The organism is Rhodococcus sp. 15-2388-1-1a, from assembly GCF_002259145.1.
Lineage (GTDB): Bacteria > Actinomycetota > Actinomycetes > Mycobacteriales > Mycobacteriaceae > Rhodococcoides.
This window is the reverse complement of sequence record NZ_NPFP01000042.1, coordinates 18724-32698: the sequence shown is the minus strand read 5'-3', so window position 1 is coordinate 32698 and position 13975 is coordinate 18724. Positions and strand designations below refer to the sequence as shown.

Here is a 13975-nt window from a genome sequence, read left to right as displayed (position 1 = left end):
CGGTGCCCTCTCGATTGCCGCGGCGCTCGCGTCGAGCATGGTGACGGCGCTGCTGGCCGTACCCGCTTCCGCTGCACCGGCTATCACTCAGGAGATCGGTGACGTCGTCTCGACTCGCGATCTGGACCGAGACCTCTGGATTCCCGGCGCTGCCTCGGCCGAGGTGCTCACCTACGTCACCACCGACACCTTCGGTGAGAAGGCTCTGAGCACCGGCACCGTCTTCCTGCCGCCGGGAACTGCGCCGGAGGGTGGTTGGCCGGTGATCTCGTGGGCTCACGGCACATCCGGGCTCGGCGACGCATGCGCGCCGTCGCTGATCGGTCCGTCCTACGCCGAGCGAGATCTGCCGTACCTGGCGAACTGGCTCGCGCAGGGCTATGCCATCGTCGCCAGCGACTATGCCGGCCTCGGAACGCCCGGATTACCGGCGTATCTCGACGGTCGAACCACGGCCCACAACGTGGTGGACATGGTCAAGGCGGGCCGCAACCACAGCGAGGACCTCTCGCGATCCTGGGTGGCCGTCGGCCAATCCCAGGGCGGTGGCGCAGCGATCTACACCGCCCGTTACGCAACCGAATTCGGCGGCCCCGATCTCGACTACCGCGGGGCGGTGGGTACCGGAACTCCCGCGTACATCGAAAAGTTGGTCTCGATCGGTGGACCGGGCGTTCCGCCGGTGGAACTACCGTCGGGCCTGACCGCCTATGTCGCGTACATCGGTGCGTCGCTGCGTTACGCGCATCCCGAGCTCGGGCTGGACGACATCCTGACCCCGCTCGGGAAGAAGTACGCAGACCTGGCCGAGACGAGCTGCGTATCGGACTTCGAGGCGCAACTCGACGGCGTGACGATCGGCGACTTCTTCACCGCGCCACTGACCGGCCTGCCGAATTTCACCGCCGTTCTCGACGACTACATGGCGATGCCCGAAACCGGCTTCGACAAGCCCTTCTTCATGGGAAACGGACTGCAGGACATCGACGTTCCGTTCCCGACCACCGCCGCCTACGTCGCCAGTCTGACGGCCGACGGTCAGCCGGTGACGTTCAGGGCCTACAACACCGACCACAGTGGAGCCTTCGTCCAGTCGCAGGCCGATACGATTCCGTTCGTGGCGAACCTGTTTCGCTAGTTCACCGGTCGCTTGCTGGGCAGTCCGTAGGCGCGGGCCGTGAACAGTTCGAGTACCGTGCGCGGCAGCAATCGCTGGGCGAAGAACACCGCAGGGGCATTGCTGCCGACCGCGTAGATGGGCAGCGTCTTCTTGTCCTCGACGGCTCTGAGAACCGTGAGGGCCACGGTCTCGGCCGTGATGCCTTCGGCCTCTTTGGCGTCGAGCTGCGAGATCACCGTGGTGAAGTCGCGGAGGTACGGTGAATGCGGGCCGCAGTACTTGGTCCGACGGGCCGAGAGCCCGGTGGCGATGGAGCCGGGTTCGACTGTGGTGATGTCGATTCCGTAGGGCTTGAGCTCGTAGCGCGCGGCGGTGGAAAACCCCTTGATCGCAGCCTTGGTGGCGGCATACGACGAACGGTAGGCCAGCGGAAAGCTCGCGAGCATCGACCCGATGTTGACGATCTTTCCGCTGCCACGATCTCGCATGCCCGGCAGCACGGCCTGGGTCAACTCGATCGCTCCGAAGACGTTGAGCTGGAAGAGCCGGGTGATCGCCTCGATGGGCAGCTCTTCGAGTGGGCCGCACTGGCTTTCGCCTGCGTTGTTGATCAGCACATCCACCGAGGTCTCGGCGATGCCGTCCACGAACCCGCGGATCGATGATGGGTCCGTCAGGTCCAGGTCGCGGTATTCGACACCGGGTATCGGGTCGGCCACCGACGAGCTGTCGCGGCTCGTTCCGATGACGTGGTAGCCGCGAGCGATCAGAACCTCGGCGACGGCCTCGCCGATTCCCGACGTCGCTCCGGTGACTATTGCAGTGTTCATCTACGCCTCTTGTTCACGGTGCGGGTAGGTGCCGGCTTCGTCACTGCGGGTGCCGGGCATTCTGTCCTGCGAAAAGCTGTGGTCGGTACTTTGGTGTGCAGGGAGGGCACCGAGGTGCCCGACGCCATGACCGTGCGGTCCGGTCGCACGATGGCGGCAACAGCGTGTCCGCGGCGCAGCCAGACCCCCAGCTCCGACGACGCCGCCACCTCGACGACGACGGCTCCGCGGCGTTCGATCTCTCGACGGTGCCCGATGGCCAGGGGTGTCGACGAGACGAACAGGAACCGGCCCGGCGCGAGGTCGTCCAGACGAGCCCCGCTGTCCAACGGACTGTTGGGGCACAGCTTTCCGGCCAGTGTGCGAACCGGGACGGGCGAACGCAGCACGTACTGCGATCGAGCGAGTGACGGGGTGGTGCTGGCGGTGACCTTCTCGCCGACGAACGGTAGGTAGCCGAGGGCGGGTGCGATGTTCGTGCGCATGATTCCGGTGAGCCGGCTGCCGCCGGTCATGGCCCATCCGATCGCGACCGCCAATTCGATCATCTGCTTGGCGTGCGTCTTTCGTTCTGTCTCGTAGCTCTCGAGCGAGGTCTCCTTCAGATGCCCGTCGAGCACGCCGACGATCTTCCAGATCAGATTGCGCGCATCTCGGAGCCCTGCGCCCATGCCCTGCCCGATGAAGGGCGGCGTCAGATGCGCGGAATCGCCGAGCAGGAAGACCCGGCGATCACGCCACCGGTCCACCACCTGTGCACGAAAGGTGTACTCCGCGCTGCGAATCAGCTTCATGTCCGGGATCTCGCCGGAAACGAACCACGGTGCGATGAAAGGGTGGATGGCCGAGAGATCGGTGAACTCGTCGAGGGTCTCGCCGTCGAGCATCCGGAACTCCCAGCGGTAGCGGGTGGGGCCGATGCGCATGTACGTCGCCGATCGCTCGGAATCGCACACCTGGTGCACGCCATCCCACTGCCCGAGATCGACGTCGGTCTCGATATCCACGACCAACCATCGCTGCTCGAAACCGAGATCCTCCATTTTCGAACCGATGGATCTGCGCACCACACTGTTGGCCCCGTCGCAACCGAGGACGTAGTCGGCGGTCACCCAATGTGGCGTCCCGTCCTCGGTCGAGTCGTACCGGACCCGAACCGAATCCGTCAGGTTCTGCACATCGGTGATCTCGCATCCGCCACGCATCTGCACGGAGTCGTAACGCGCGATGTGAGAACGCATCAGACGCTCGAGTTCGGGTTGATCGAACATGTTGGCCTGCGGGTAGCCGTGCGGTCGATCGTCGGGATCGCGCTCGAACTCGGCCAGGGTTCGAATGTCCCTGGTGCACAACCTCAGTCCGCGACCGGGCCGGGAGATGGCCGCGAAGTCCTCGGCCAGGCCCAGATCACCGAGAATGCGGTACACCTCGTCGTCGAGGTGGACTGCCCGCGGCTGCGGGTAGACGTCCTCCCACCTGTCCAGCACGAGGCACGGCACGCCGTACCGGCCCAGCAGCAACGCGGCGGTCATGCCCGTCGGACCGGCTCCGACGATCACCACTGGAAAGTGCGTGCCGTCGGACTCGGTACCGGTCATCGGTAGGAGACCCGGGTGCGCTGGACCCCCAGATCGAGGGCTCCGTCGGGAGTCGAGCAGGTCAGTTCGAGGACGTCGCCGTCTTTCAGGAACGCGGGATTCTTGGCCTGCTTCTTGAAGAAGACCTTCCACTTGACCGACGGCGGAACCAGCGATCCGATCATCTCGATCGGCTTGGCGGGGGCCTTCAATGCGGTGCCGCCGGGAGTGCCGGTGAGCAGCAGGTCGCCTGCGTCGATCCGCTGGAACTTGCTCAGGGCCTTGAGTGACTCGACCGGGCGGTAGATCATGTCGGCGACCGTACTGTCCTGTCGCACAGAGCCGTTGACCCGCAGGGTGAGGGCGAGTTCGCCGAACCGGTCGAACTCACCGGCCTCCAGAAGGACCAGGCGCGGCCCGACCGGAGTGAAGGTGGGATACGACTTGCCCTCGTAGAACTGAGTCTTCGGCAACTGGACGTCGCGGGCAGAGACGTCGTTGGTGAGCACGAGGCCGGCGACGTACTCGGCCACGTTGGAGGCGTCGACCTTGGTTCCGACGGTGAGCGTCTTGCCGAACACGAGTCCGATCTCGATCTCGTAGTCGAGCAGCTTCACGTGCGGCGGCTTGATGACGTCGTCGGTGGGTCCGCTGATGGAACCGGAGGTCTTGCGAAAGAACGTCAGCGGAACCGTCTCGGGGTTCATTCCCGAGTCCTTGACGTGAGAGACGTAGTTGGTCATGTTCGCCATGACGCGGCAGGGAGCCGTCACCGGCGAGATCAACGACAGTGTCTCCACGGCAACGACATCGGTTGCGCTGCGCGCGGATTCGATGGCAGGCCGATCGGCGAGGAGCTCGGCGGTGCTCACCGCCGAGGTGTCGATGCGTGACGCGCCCGCGGGGGTTTCGACCCACCAGGCGTCGGCGGTGCGGAGTACAGCGATGCTCATGAGGATGCCACTTTCATCAGGCCGCGAAGGCGATCGGTGTCGAACTCGTTGTCGTTGCGCAGTGAGGAGAAGATCGATTTCAGTTCGTGCAATGACGCTCTGCTGGGGGCGATTCCGAGGAAGTCCTTCGACGCGGGCGGCCCCCACTGGGCCAAACCGGACGCGGTCATCGGAGCCCAGCCGGGTTCGAGGGAGTTGTCGAACATGTCGCCGTCGCTGAAATGTTCCACCAGGAAACCGTCGGGATCACGCCAGTAGTCGAAGATCTGGCTGCCCTGGATGTGCCTGCCGATACCCCACGAATGCCGGTACCCGCGTTGGGTGAGGTACTCCCCGCCCGCGGCTATCGCATCGAGATCCGACACCTGGTAGGCGGAGTGCACGTACCGGTTGGACGGACCGAGAGTCATTGCGAGAGTGTGATGATCGGACGCAGTATTGCCACGATCGCAGCGGATGAAACTCATCACGGGACCGCGATCACGCTGACCGTCGTAGTAGAGGAAGTCGCTGACGATCAGGCCGAGGTGATGCAGGTACCAGTCCAGGTTCTCGAGGTAGCCGGTGCGTTGGAGCACCACGTGTCCCAGGCGCTGGACTCGGGCGGGCTGACGCGGTGGCCGTTGCGTCGCGTTGAGCCGGTAGCGGGGTTCACCGAAGTTGTAGGTGTGCGCTTCCTGGCCGGGAAGTTCGGGATGGTCGGTGTACCCGGACACCACCTGGACGGGTTGCCCGCCCGGGTCGGTGAGAGTGACCGCGGCACCGCCGAGTGTGTCGGGTAGGCGCTGGACCCGCTGCCCGGTGGCCTCGGCCAATGTCACGAGGTCGGCATCGTCTGCGGCGGCGAAGGCTGCGCCCACGAAGCGTGTTCGCTTACCGCGGCGGATGATCACGCACGGCGCGCCGACCTGAGTGCCGCGCAGATGGATCTCCTCCGGAGTGCGAAGCGAGACGGTGAAACCGAACGCGACGGCGAATGCCTCGGCTTTGATCAGATCCGGCTTGCGAAACTCCAGCCAGGCGATGTCTCGAACCTTGATGATCGGATCTTTCGCGCGACCGGGGTGCTCGCCGGGGAGTGCGCCTTGGTCCACGTGCATGTCCTTGTGGCCGTCGACGTCGTGTCCCATGAAGCCCTCCCTCGTTGGTGACAATATCGTCACCTATGAGTGTGGCGTCAGTCAAGAGTGTTGACAAATTCGTCAGCGGTGAGGAAGGGTCAGGGCGTCGACCAGCGCAGACAGAAGTAGGGAACATGACAGAGACCCCGAATCGGCTAGAGCGGCGTAAAGCGCGCACGCGCGGCGCGCTGATCGCGGCTGCGCAAGGATTCATCGCTCGCGGCGAACTGAATGCTCCGATCGCGGAGATCACCCAGGCTGCCGACGTCGGGATGGGGTCCTTCTACAACCACTTCGTCAGCCGCGAGCAGCTGTTCCAGGCCGCAGTCGACGGTGCCCTGGAACTGCTGGGCACCTATCTCGATTCGCTGACCGACAGCTCGGCCGACCCGGCGGAAGCCTTCACCCGGTCCTTCCGAATCGCAGGCCGTCTGTTCCGGCTGCAGCCGGAACTGAGCCGCGTGCTCATCCATTCCGGTCCGGAACTGATCACCTCACAACACGGCCTCGGCCCGCGCGCCGCGCGAGACATCGAGGCCGGAGTCGTTGCCGGTTACTTCCAAGTCCCGGACATCCAGCTGGCGCTGGCGTTGGTCGCGGGCGCACTGCTGGGCATGGGGCAGCTACTGCTCGAGCAGCCCGAGCGCAGCGACGTCGAGTCCGTCGACCGGATGGCCTACGGCGTTCTGCTCGCTCTCGGAGTATCCGACACCGATGCACAGGACCTGTGCGCGCGATCGCTACCGCCCATGAGTGACGTACCGAGCGTGGACGGCGACAGCGACTAGCAGTCAGCGCAGGCAGGCGAGACTCAGCGGGCGTGTGTCTTCTCCAGATCCCGGATGATCTCGGCGATCGCGCGGTCCTTCACGAGTCTGCGTTCCAGAATCGGGTTGAGAACTCCGCGGAACCAGAAGTACGGCGTCCAGGTGGACGGCGCGATGAGGCGGGCCCGACGCGTGCGGACCGAGTGCACGAGCAACTCCGCGGCGCGCTGCGAGGGCAGACGCCGGTTCAGCGGCCACGGCAGGAATCCGCCGATCCGCCGGCCCATCGGATCGCTGTCGAGGGTGTTGCGGGCCAGATCGGTATCCACCACACCGAAGTACGCGAGACCCGCCGTTGCGCCCACGGCGGCGAGTTCGATTCTCAGCGCGCGGCCGAGCTGTTCGACCGCCGCCTTGCTCACCATGTAGGCAGACCCGCCCATGCCGGGAGTGAATGCCGCGCACGACGACACCAGCAGAATGTGGCCACCGCTCGCGACGATCTCGTCGGCCGCAGCCCGCACGATGTTGAGCACACCGCCGAAGTTCACGGCCATCACCGAGTCGAAGACCGCGCGGTCGACGGTCCTGATGGTGGCGGGCGGTGGCGTGATGCCCGCGTTGGCGATCACGATGTCGAGACCGCCCAACGTGCTCACCGTCGCGGCGACGCAGTCGGCCATCGCGTCGGGATCGGTGACGTCGCCGGTGAGCAGCAGGATCCGTTCGGAACTCGCGGCGTCCGGCGGAAAGTCTCGATCCACCACTGCCACCGAGGCTCCGGCGGATACCAATTCCGCGACCGTTGCGGCTCCGATTCCACGCGCTCCACCGGTCACCAACGCCACTTTTCCGGCCAGTTCCATACGGTTCTTCATGCAAGGTCCTCGGACGTCACGAGTTCGGTATCGGGACGCACATCTGCACTGCGCCAGTGGTAGTGGCCGAGTTCGATCGTGGCCATCCGCTGAGTGAAGTCACGCACCGACCCGGGCCAGTACGTCACGTTTCGGCCCGACGGGCTCAGGTAGTAGCTTTTGCACCCGCCCGAGTTCCACACCGAACCCGCGAGCTTGCGGTCGGTGTGTTCGGCGAACGTCGACTGCGCACGCATGCTCACTTCGAGCGCGGTGATCGCGTTGGAGTCCATGGCGCGCAACGCCGCGAGAATGTAGTTCACCTGCGCCTCGATGGTGACCACCTGTGAGGTGTACACCACCGAGTTGGGGCCGAGCAGCATGAAGAAGTTCGGGAAGCCGTGCACCGTGGTACCCCGGTACGACGACATCTCGCCGTCGGGCCACCTGTCTGCCAACGACTTTCCGTCGCGGCCGACGATGCGCCTGAAGCCGGTGTGGCCCGAGACGGTGAATCCCGTCCCGAGGACGATCGCGTCCACCTCGTGCACGGTCCCGTCGGTGGTGACGATGCCCTCGGGCACGATCCGAGCGATGCCGGTGGTCTCCACGGTGACGTTCTCTCGGCACAGTGCGGGATAGAACTTGTTCGAGAAGGTAGGTCGCTTGCAACCGAATTCGTAACCGGGCGTGAGTTTCTCGCGAAGAACAGGATCCTTCACCTGGCGACGCAGGTGGGCACGTCCCATGGCCGTGAGCGGTGCCAGCAACGAGCGATGGCCGATGAGTCCGGGGACCAACGCTTCCTGGAACAGATCGAACACGCGGCGCATGGCGCGCTGGGCCAGGGGGTACTTCCTGAGCACGGATCTGCCGGATTCGGAGATCGGCCGGTCGGGGTGCGGAAGAATCCATGTCGGTGTCCGCTGGAACAGCGTCAGGTGTGCGGCCTCGGGGGCCAGACGCGGAACGAACTGCACCGCAGATGCTCCGGTGCCGATGACGGCGATGCGTCGCCCCTCGGCGGAGTGCTCGTGGTTCCACTTCGCCGAGTGGAACACACTGCCCGAGAACGATTCCAGGCCGTCGATCTCGGGCGTGGCCGGCTCGCTGAACGGACCGAGAGCTCCGATGAGGATGCGCGCCGACCACGTTCCTGCACTCGTCCGCACCACCCATCGGGCCTGCTCGTCGTTCCAGGTTGCGTCCAGTACCTCGTGACCGAAGCGGATGCGATCCCGGATTCCGAACTTGTCGGTGCAGTCGTTGAGGTACGCCTCGATCTCGGGCTGCAGCGGGTACAACCGCGTCCAGTCCGGGTTGGGTGCGAACGAGAACGAATACAGCGCGGACGGGATGTCGCACTGCGCACCGGGATAGGTGTTCACGTGCCACGTTCCACCGACGGCGGTGTCGCGCTCGAAGATCAGAAAGTCGCCGCGTCCTTCCTGCTCGAGTCGGATTGCGGCACCGAGACCGCCGAAACCCGCGCCGATGATAGCGACGTCGATCTGCGGCATAACCGTGCCGGATTGTGTTGCAGTCATGAGAGTTCGAGCTCCTTCTACAGATCGAGGACGACGACTTCGCCGTCGACGGCACCACGCGAGACGCACAGGGTGAGCGACTTCTCGCGTTCGGAGGCATCGAGAACGCGGTCGCGGTGATCGACGAGTCCGCCGACGAGACCGACCACGCACGCTCCGCAGAAGCCCTGGCGGCAGGAATAGGGCTGGTCCGGCCTCGACCGACGGAGGGCGTCGAGAGCGGTCTCCTGGGCACCGACCTCGACGGTCTCGCCGGAACGGTCGAGCCGCAAGACGAACGGCGTGCCGTCGACCACCGGTGCGGGCGCGAACAATTCGGTGTGGAACTCACGAACGGCGGTACTCGAGAGGGCCTCGGCGCGAAGCCTGCTCGACAGTGCCGCGGGCCCACAGACGTACATCGCGGAGTTGCCCATCCCGAGATCGACGATGTCCGCCGGAATCGGAAATCCGTCGACATCGTCGGTCTTGACGATCACCTGGCCACGCGAGGTCAGTGCCAACTGCTGCAGCACGGCGACGAACGGCAGACTTGCCCGAGACCGACCGTGGTAGTACAGCGTCCACCGCGCCCCGTCCTGAACGGCGCGTTCGATCATCGCCCGGATGGGTGTGATGCCGATTCCGGCTGCCACGAAGAGGTAGTGCTCGGCCTCGGCCATCGGAAAGGCGTTGCGGGGTCCGCGAACTCGTAGGACATCGCCGCGGGTGAGGGTGTGAATCTCGGTGGACGCCGTGCCGCCGGGGATCTTGCGGACGCTGATGCGGTAGCGATCACCTGCGCCGGGGCGACCGGCGAGCGAGTACTGCCGCACCGAGCCGGACGGGGTGGTGACGTCGATGTGCGCTCCGGGCAGCCACGTCGGAAGCGGTGCACCGTCTCTGCGAGACAACAACAGTGAGAGAACGTCCTCGGCCTCGTCGATCGTGTCGTCGACGACGGTCTCGAATTCGTATCCGACGCTTCGCCGGGGCCGCGCGGGGGACAGGGCCGTCACGATCGACGAATCGGTGACGAGTTTGGCGTAGATGCGGGACGCGGCACCGACGGCCCGCAGTCCGAGTCCGGGCGCGGTCACGGTGACCTCGCCCAGATGACTGTGGGTGGGAGTGGTCACCACGGTCGTGTCTGTCATTGCTGGGCCGCCAGGGCTGCGGGGGAGATGGCGAGGTACTGCACTGCTTTGTCGATGTCGCCCATCTTCGAGGGGTGGAAGCCCGGACGGATGTAGAGGGCGAGCTGTACGAACAGGAACGACAGACCGGGAATGAGATTCTTGCGTGACGCGCGTGCGAAGGCGAGGGGCCAGGGGGTGCGCATTCGGCGTCGTCCGGTGCGCGGCGTGGCAACCGAGTTCTTGTACAGGTACGCGGCGGTGCTGAACCACAGCACGGCCAATCCGGCACTGGCGACGACTGCCGTTCGGGCACGGCGGAATCCGCCACCGTCGACGTATTGGAACGCGTCGAATGCCACGTTGCGGTGCTCGAGCTCTTCCGCGCCGTGCCAGCGCAGCAGATCCAGCATCGTGGGGTCGACGCCGATGCGGTCGAATTCCGTGTTGTCGAGCAGCCACTCGCCTACCACGGCGGTGAAATGCTCTGCTGCAGCATAAATTCCGAGGCGTTCGTCCAGCCAGGCTTTGCCGGCGCGGCCGGTGAGGCCGTGGTCGCCGAACACCACACCCACGGCGAAGCGAATGCGCTGCAGGATCGGTTCGATGTCCACTCCGTGTGCGACGAGGTAGTTGCGGAAGCTCTCGTGGGAGGACGCGTGCGTTGCTTCCTGGCCCACGAATCCCACGACCTCCTCGTGCAGTCGACGGTCGTCGATGAACGGCAGCGCCTGGGCGAACACGTCCGCCATCGCTCGTTCTCCCTCGGGCAGGACCAGGTGCATCACGTTCCAGAAGTGGGTGGCGTACCACCCGTGGGGGATGTACTGGAGTGGAACGCCGGACCAGTCGAATGTCACCGCACGCGCCACTATCGCGTAGGACTCGTCCGTGTACTGCTCGTTCGAGTCGACCGCCTTGTTCCGAGACATTCGCAACTCCGTTTCTCCGAGATGGTGATGCTGCTGACACGGATGCTACATAGCAACAACTTGTGTTGCAATGTTGCATAACACTGGCCGGACGACCGATAGGATCGAACGATGCATCCAGATGGTGACGACGGGCCGATTCTCGATGCCGCCTTGGAGCTGTTCGGTGAGGTCGGAATCCCTCGAACCACCATCGGTGACGTCGCCAAGCGCGCCAGAATCAATCGAGTGACCGTCTATCGTCGGATCGGGTCCAAGGACGACCTGGTGCGGGCCGTCATGGCGCGGGAGTCGTCGCGACTGTTCGTGGCGGTGGCGGCAGCTGCCTCGCAGCAGGCGTCACGAGCCGATCGGGCCGCGCACGGATTCGCGACGACCATCGACTCGGTGCGGACGAACCCCGTGCTGCTGAAGATGTTCGATTCCGAAAGTTCGTTGGTGCTCGAGCAATTGACCACGAATGCATCGGCCTTGCTCGCGCCCGCGATCAACGCCGCCGCGCACATCGCAAGGGGCGAACTGGAATCCGACACGTTTGCCGTACCGGATGCGCCGGAAATTGTTGTGCGCGTAGTTCATTCGATCCTGTTGACGCCGTCGGCCGCCGCTCCGCTCGATACCTACGACGATCTGCTCGCGTTCGCGCACCGCAACATCGTGCCGTTGCTCGTGGGCGATAGCCACCGCGGCTCCTGATTCGACGCGAAGTCACCCAGAGCACCTTCCGGCTCATTCGCGGCCATCCATGTCACGGTGTATCGACGGCGTCGCCCTCGAGAAGATCGCTGTCGTCCACGAATACGAGCACACCCGTAGCGAGTGCGACAGCCCACCGGCGTGGTTGCGCCCAATCTCGCCCGAGATCCGCATCGGACATCAGTGAGTCCGCGAAGTCCTCGACGAGCTTTCCTTCGCTGATACCGGCGTCGCGTCGAATTCGGACTGTGTCACCAACTTTGTGACTGATTTGTGTGTTACTTCGTGTTGCAGTCATGTCGGTATTGAATCAGACAGCACCCGCGTCCGCGTGCACGGAGCACGGCCCGAAACGGTGTGTGACGCATTCGTGCCCGCCCCGCGGACCGAGGTGCAGGCCGCGCAAGCGGGTCGACGCCGCCGAGCATCGAGTCGGCTGTCGACCGCCGACACCTGCGGGGCAGCGGTCCGCTCCCGCGCGCACCCTCGAGGCGGACGCATCGAACAGGATCGAGCACCTCGGGCGCAGCTCAAGAGCAAGGAAGGTTGCCTGATCGCTGCGATCGATGCATGCCCCGGCCCGAGCCGAGAGCCGTGGAAACTCACCGTGCCGGCGCGGGTGCACTGCGTCGGCAGGTCGCGATGGCGTCGAGTGTCTCGACAACGATGAGTGCGGGGATGGCAAGGGCGAGCACGGTCACGGACACGATGAAGCCGGGTACGAGCACGGTGTACATGGGTTTGTCTCTTTCCGAAGTACCGATGAACGCGGCGGGCACGCACCGAATCCGACTGTTCGACCGGCGAGGCGTCGACGACGGGGTGCAGCGCCGGGTTCTGTTGGGCGGCAGTGTCTGCGCGGTCCGGCATTCACCAGCCGGAGATCACCCACAGCAGGTTCTGATACTGAGCGGGGTCGGTGAGGTAGAGGGCGACCTGACCGTTTCGGGCGGCGGCTTCGTCGAAGAGTTGATCTCCGGTGACCGGTGTCCATCCGCCGGTGTACCAGATCGAATCGTCGGGGAGGGTGACCGTCCAGGAATCGCCGAGCGCGAGGTTGATCAACACACCGGCATTGGTCTCGGCGGCGAGTCGGGTTTCGGCACGGTCGAGCACGATTCCTGCATAACCCGCGTCGGTGTCGACGATCGGTGTCGCCGCCCCGGCGGTGCCGGCCCCGAGCGCACCGACTCCTGCGATCGTGGCTGCTGCGATCACGGCACCGGCTGCAACCGGCCGGAAGCGGCGGAAGGCGACGGAGCTTGCGGTGACGCGGTGGGTATCGGTCATGGGATTCTCCTGACTGAGTACGTGAATGGGAGGTTGGAGGCCGGTGAGGTGAAACCGGGACATCGATAGCGCTGATGTCCCCTCCGACTTCAAGTAGTTAGCTGAATAGTAACTGATGCTGGTGTGACCGGACGTTACATCACCATTCCCGCGTTCGCGTCGACGCCGTGGATGCCCGCCGGCATCGCGGCAGAGGACGGGAGGCTGTTCGTCCGCCATCGACGCGGGCCGATCGGTCTGCTCACCTGCGTAAACGTCGTGGAAAGCGGGTGTGATGGAGGTCATGGTCACGGAATGGGCACGGGGCCACTCTCCATGCCGAGACCGTCGTGCCGTCGGGTGTTCCGTGCTGGATCCAGGTACCCGCATCGTGTCGAAGCTGTCGATAGCTCAGGAATAGCTGGTTTATGTCTTGTGTAGACGAGCGTGTCGCGATTTTGGTGTTCGACATTCATCCGTAGCAACGCGGACTGGAATCAGGGTGCCCGATCGTACGAGTCGAGAACCCGAAACAGTGCGTCACGCAACGCCGTTCGATTGCCACCCGGTGTCGGTCTGGCGATCTCGTGCAGGGTGTAGCCGTCGATCAGGGCCAGGAAATGCCGAGCCGGTAGATGTGGTTCCGCGATACCGAATGCCCCCAGAGCCGCCTCGGCTGCCTCCTCGATCATCCGCATGATTCGGTGCACCGAATCCGCCAGCTCGGGTCGTCTACGCACGGCGAGGTATGCCTCGAACTGGACGAGGGAGTCGTCGTCCTCGGGAGAGGACAGCAGCGAGACGAGGTCCATGATCGCGTCGGCGAGATCGTCGCGAGTGAGCCCGCCGGTGTGCGCGACGTCGAGTAGAGCCGTCACTTTCGCTGTCACGTTCTCGGCGATTCGAGTGATCGCGGCGTCGATGAGTTCGCCGACCGAGCCGAAGAAATAGCTGGTGGTCGACGGCGGAAAGCCGGCGGCGTCGGCCACGGACCGAAACGAGACACGTTCGAGTCCACGCGTTCCGATCACGCCGATGGCAGCGTCGACCAGCGCGTCGCGGCGCTCCTGGCCACGTGCGTATCGAGTCTTTCGGCGCTCTTCGGTCATCGATACAACGTAGCCGGGGCGCGGTCGTATACCCCCATCGCAGTGCTCTTCAACAGGCGATCTCGGCCAATCCTGGCCTAGT

At 64.9% G+C, this 13975-nt stretch carries 15 protein-coding genes; 3 read left to right on the top strand and 12 right to left on the bottom strand.

Translation table 11 applies throughout. The features are described 5' to 3' along the window. The first annotated feature begins 37 nt into the window (after positions 1-37). Complete coding sequence (locus CH302_RS23155) at positions 38-1138, top strand: alpha/beta hydrolase family protein (protein ID WP_230596180.1); 1101 nt, start codon at positions 38-40, stop codon at positions 1136-1138. On the opposite strand, the gene CH302_RS23150 is transcribed toward CH302_RS23155, so the two are convergent. Genes CH302_RS23150 through CH302_RS23135 form a run of 4 tightly spaced genes read right to left on the bottom strand, consistent with a single transcriptional unit; the run spans position 1135 to position 5610 of the window. Next, positions 1135-1950 carry an SDR family oxidoreductase gene (locus CH302_RS23150; RefSeq protein WP_037187326.1) on the bottom strand — a complete coding sequence of 272 codons (816 nt, stop codon included), beginning with the start codon at positions 1948-1950 and terminating at the stop codon, positions 1135-1137. The genes CH302_RS23155 and CH302_RS23150 overlap by 4 nt on opposite strands. Further along, a complete protein-coding gene (gene mhpA / locus CH302_RS23145; protein ID WP_082323466.1) occupies positions 1947-3548 on the bottom strand; it encodes a bifunctional 3-(3-hydroxy-phenyl)propionate/3-hydroxycinnamic acid hydroxylase MhpA in 1602 nt (533 codons plus the stop codon). The genes CH302_RS23150 and mhpA overlap by 4 nt, the downstream gene beginning before the upstream one ends. Further along, on the bottom strand, positions 3545-4480 hold the full coding sequence (locus CH302_RS23140; protein WP_037187329.1) for a fumarylacetoacetate hydrolase family protein: 936 nt from the start codon (positions 4478-4480) through the stop codon (positions 3545-3547). The genes mhpA and CH302_RS23140 overlap by 4 nt, the downstream gene beginning before the upstream one ends. After that, positions 4477-5610, bottom strand: a complete 1134-nt coding sequence (locus tag CH302_RS23135; RefSeq protein WP_037187331.1) for a VOC family protein — start codon at positions 5608-5610, stop codon at positions 4477-4479. Before CH302_RS23135 ends, CH302_RS23140 begins: the two co-directional genes overlap by 4 nt. A 125-nt stretch (positions 5611-5735) precedes the next feature. Here CH302_RS23135 and CH302_RS23130 point away from each other — a divergent pair, with 125 nt between their 5' ends. Continuing rightward, positions 5736-6389 (top strand): TetR/AcrR family transcriptional regulator, encoded by a 654-nt coding sequence (locus tag CH302_RS23130; protein ID WP_037187334.1) that lies wholly within the window; start codon positions 5736-5738, stop codon positions 6387-6389. Positions 6390-6412: 23 nt separating this feature from the next. Here the strand turns inward: CH302_RS23130 and CH302_RS23125 are convergent, their stop codons facing one another. The 4 genes from CH302_RS23125 to CH302_RS23110 are packed head-to-tail and all read right to left on the bottom strand — an operon-like array spanning position 6413 to position 10819. Then, the gene (locus tag CH302_RS23125; RefSeq protein WP_037187337.1) at positions 6413-7246 is read right to left on the bottom strand and encodes an SDR family NAD(P)-dependent oxidoreductase; all 834 of its coding nucleotides are present in this window, start codon (positions 7244-7246) and stop codon (positions 6413-6415) included. Continuing rightward, positions 7243-8772, bottom strand: a complete 1530-nt coding sequence (locus CH302_RS23120) for a flavin-containing monooxygenase (RefSeq protein WP_037187340.1) — start codon at positions 8770-8772, stop codon at positions 7243-7245. Before CH302_RS23120 ends, CH302_RS23125 begins: the two co-directional genes overlap by 4 nt. A gap of 17 nt (positions 8773-8789) precedes the next feature. Further along, positions 8790-9908, bottom strand: coding sequence for a PDR/VanB family oxidoreductase (locus tag CH302_RS23115; protein ID WP_052047309.1), 1119 nt, complete (start codon positions 9906-9908; stop codon positions 8790-8792). Beyond that, positions 9905-10819 carry a metal-dependent hydrolase gene (locus tag CH302_RS23110; protein WP_037187342.1) on the bottom strand — a complete coding sequence of 305 codons (915 nt, stop codon included), beginning with the start codon at positions 10817-10819 and terminating at the stop codon, positions 9905-9907. The genes CH302_RS23115 and CH302_RS23110 overlap by 4 nt, the downstream gene beginning before the upstream one ends. 111 nt (positions 10820-10930) lie before the next feature. Here CH302_RS23110 and CH302_RS23105 point away from each other — a divergent pair, with 111 nt between their 5' ends. Continuing rightward, a complete protein-coding gene (locus CH302_RS23105; RefSeq protein WP_037187345.1) occupies positions 10931-11515 on the top strand; it encodes a TetR/AcrR family transcriptional regulator in 585 nt (194 codons plus the stop codon). A gap of 52 nt (positions 11516-11567) precedes the next feature. Here the strand turns inward: CH302_RS23105 and CH302_RS23100 are convergent, their stop codons facing one another. The 4 genes from CH302_RS23100 to CH302_RS23090 form a co-directional block, all read right to left on the bottom strand. Next, positions 11568-11813: a hypothetical protein gene (locus CH302_RS23100; RefSeq protein ID WP_037187347.1), complete on the bottom strand. Its 246-nt coding sequence runs from the start codon at positions 11811-11813 to the stop codon at positions 11568-11570. A 304-nt stretch (positions 11814-12117) separates the two neighbouring features. Next, positions 12118-12252 carry a hypothetical protein gene (locus CH302_RS30710; protein WP_255138846.1) on the bottom strand — a complete coding sequence of 45 codons (135 nt, stop codon included), beginning with the start codon at positions 12250-12252 and terminating at the stop codon, positions 12118-12120. Between the two features lie 133 nt (positions 12253-12385). Beyond that, positions 12386-12805 (bottom strand): hypothetical protein, encoded by a 420-nt coding sequence (locus tag CH302_RS23095; protein WP_141216709.1) that lies wholly within the window; start codon positions 12803-12805, stop codon positions 12386-12388. A 476-nt stretch (positions 12806-13281) separates the two neighbouring features. Continuing rightward, positions 13282-13893 (bottom strand): TetR/AcrR family transcriptional regulator, encoded by a 612-nt coding sequence (locus CH302_RS23090; protein ID WP_082323467.1) that lies wholly within the window; start codon positions 13891-13893, stop codon positions 13282-13284. Positions 13894-13975 lie beyond the last annotated feature (82 nt).

Excerpts from the sequence above, each read along its gene's own strand:
- CH302_RS23120 (WP_037187340.1), bottom strand. The coding sequence starts at position 8,772 with ATGACTGCAACACAATCCGGCACGGTTATGCCGCAGATCGACGTCGCT.
- CH302_RS23135 (WP_037187331.1), bottom strand. The coding sequence starts at position 5,610 with ATGGGACACGACGTCGACGGCCACAAGGACATGCACGTGGACCAAGGC.
- CH302_RS23090 (WP_082323467.1), bottom strand. The coding sequence starts at position 13,893 with ATGACCGAAGAGCGCCGAAAGACTCGATACGCACGTGGCCAGGAGCGC.
- CH302_RS23140 (WP_037187329.1), bottom strand. The coding sequence starts at position 4,480 with ATGAGCATCGCTGTACTCCGCACCGCCGACGCCTGGTGGGTCGAAACC.
- CH302_RS23155 (WP_230596180.1), top strand. The coding sequence starts at position 38 with ATGGTGACGGCGCTGCTGGCCGTACCCGCTTCCGCTGCACCGGCTATC.
- CH302_RS23100 (WP_037187347.1), bottom strand. The coding sequence starts at position 11,813 with ATGACTGCAACACGAAGTAACACACAAATCAGTCACAAAGTTGGTGAC.
- mhpA (WP_082323466.1), bottom strand. The coding sequence starts at position 3,548 with ATGACCGGTACCGAGTCCGACGGCACGCACTTTCCAGTGGTGATCGTC.
- CH302_RS23105 (WP_037187345.1), top strand. The coding sequence starts at position 10,931 with ATGCATCCAGATGGTGACGACGGGCCGATTCTCGATGCCGCCTTGGAG.
- CH302_RS23110 (WP_037187342.1), bottom strand. The coding sequence starts at position 10,819 with ATGTCTCGGAACAAGGCGGTCGACTCGAACGAGCAGTACACGGACGAG.
- CH302_RS23130 (WP_037187334.1), top strand. The coding sequence starts at position 5,736 with ATGACAGAGACCCCGAATCGGCTAGAGCGGCGTAAAGCGCGCACGCGC.
- CH302_RS30710 (WP_255138846.1), bottom strand. The coding sequence starts at position 12,252 with ATGTACACCGTGCTCGTACCCGGCTTCATCGTGTCCGTGACCGTGCTC.
- CH302_RS23115 (WP_052047309.1), bottom strand. The coding sequence starts at position 9,908 with ATGACAGACACGACCGTGGTGACCACTCCCACCCACAGTCATCTGGGC.
- CH302_RS23125 (WP_037187337.1), bottom strand. The coding sequence starts at position 7,246 with ATGAAGAACCGTATGGAACTGGCCGGAAAAGTGGCGTTGGTGACCGGT.
- CH302_RS23095 (WP_141216709.1), bottom strand. The coding sequence starts at position 12,805 with ATGACCGATACCCACCGCGTCACCGCAAGCTCCGTCGCCTTCCGCCGC.
- CH302_RS23150 (WP_037187326.1), bottom strand. The coding sequence starts at position 1,950 with ATGAACACTGCAATAGTCACCGGAGCGACGTCGGGAATCGGCGAGGCC.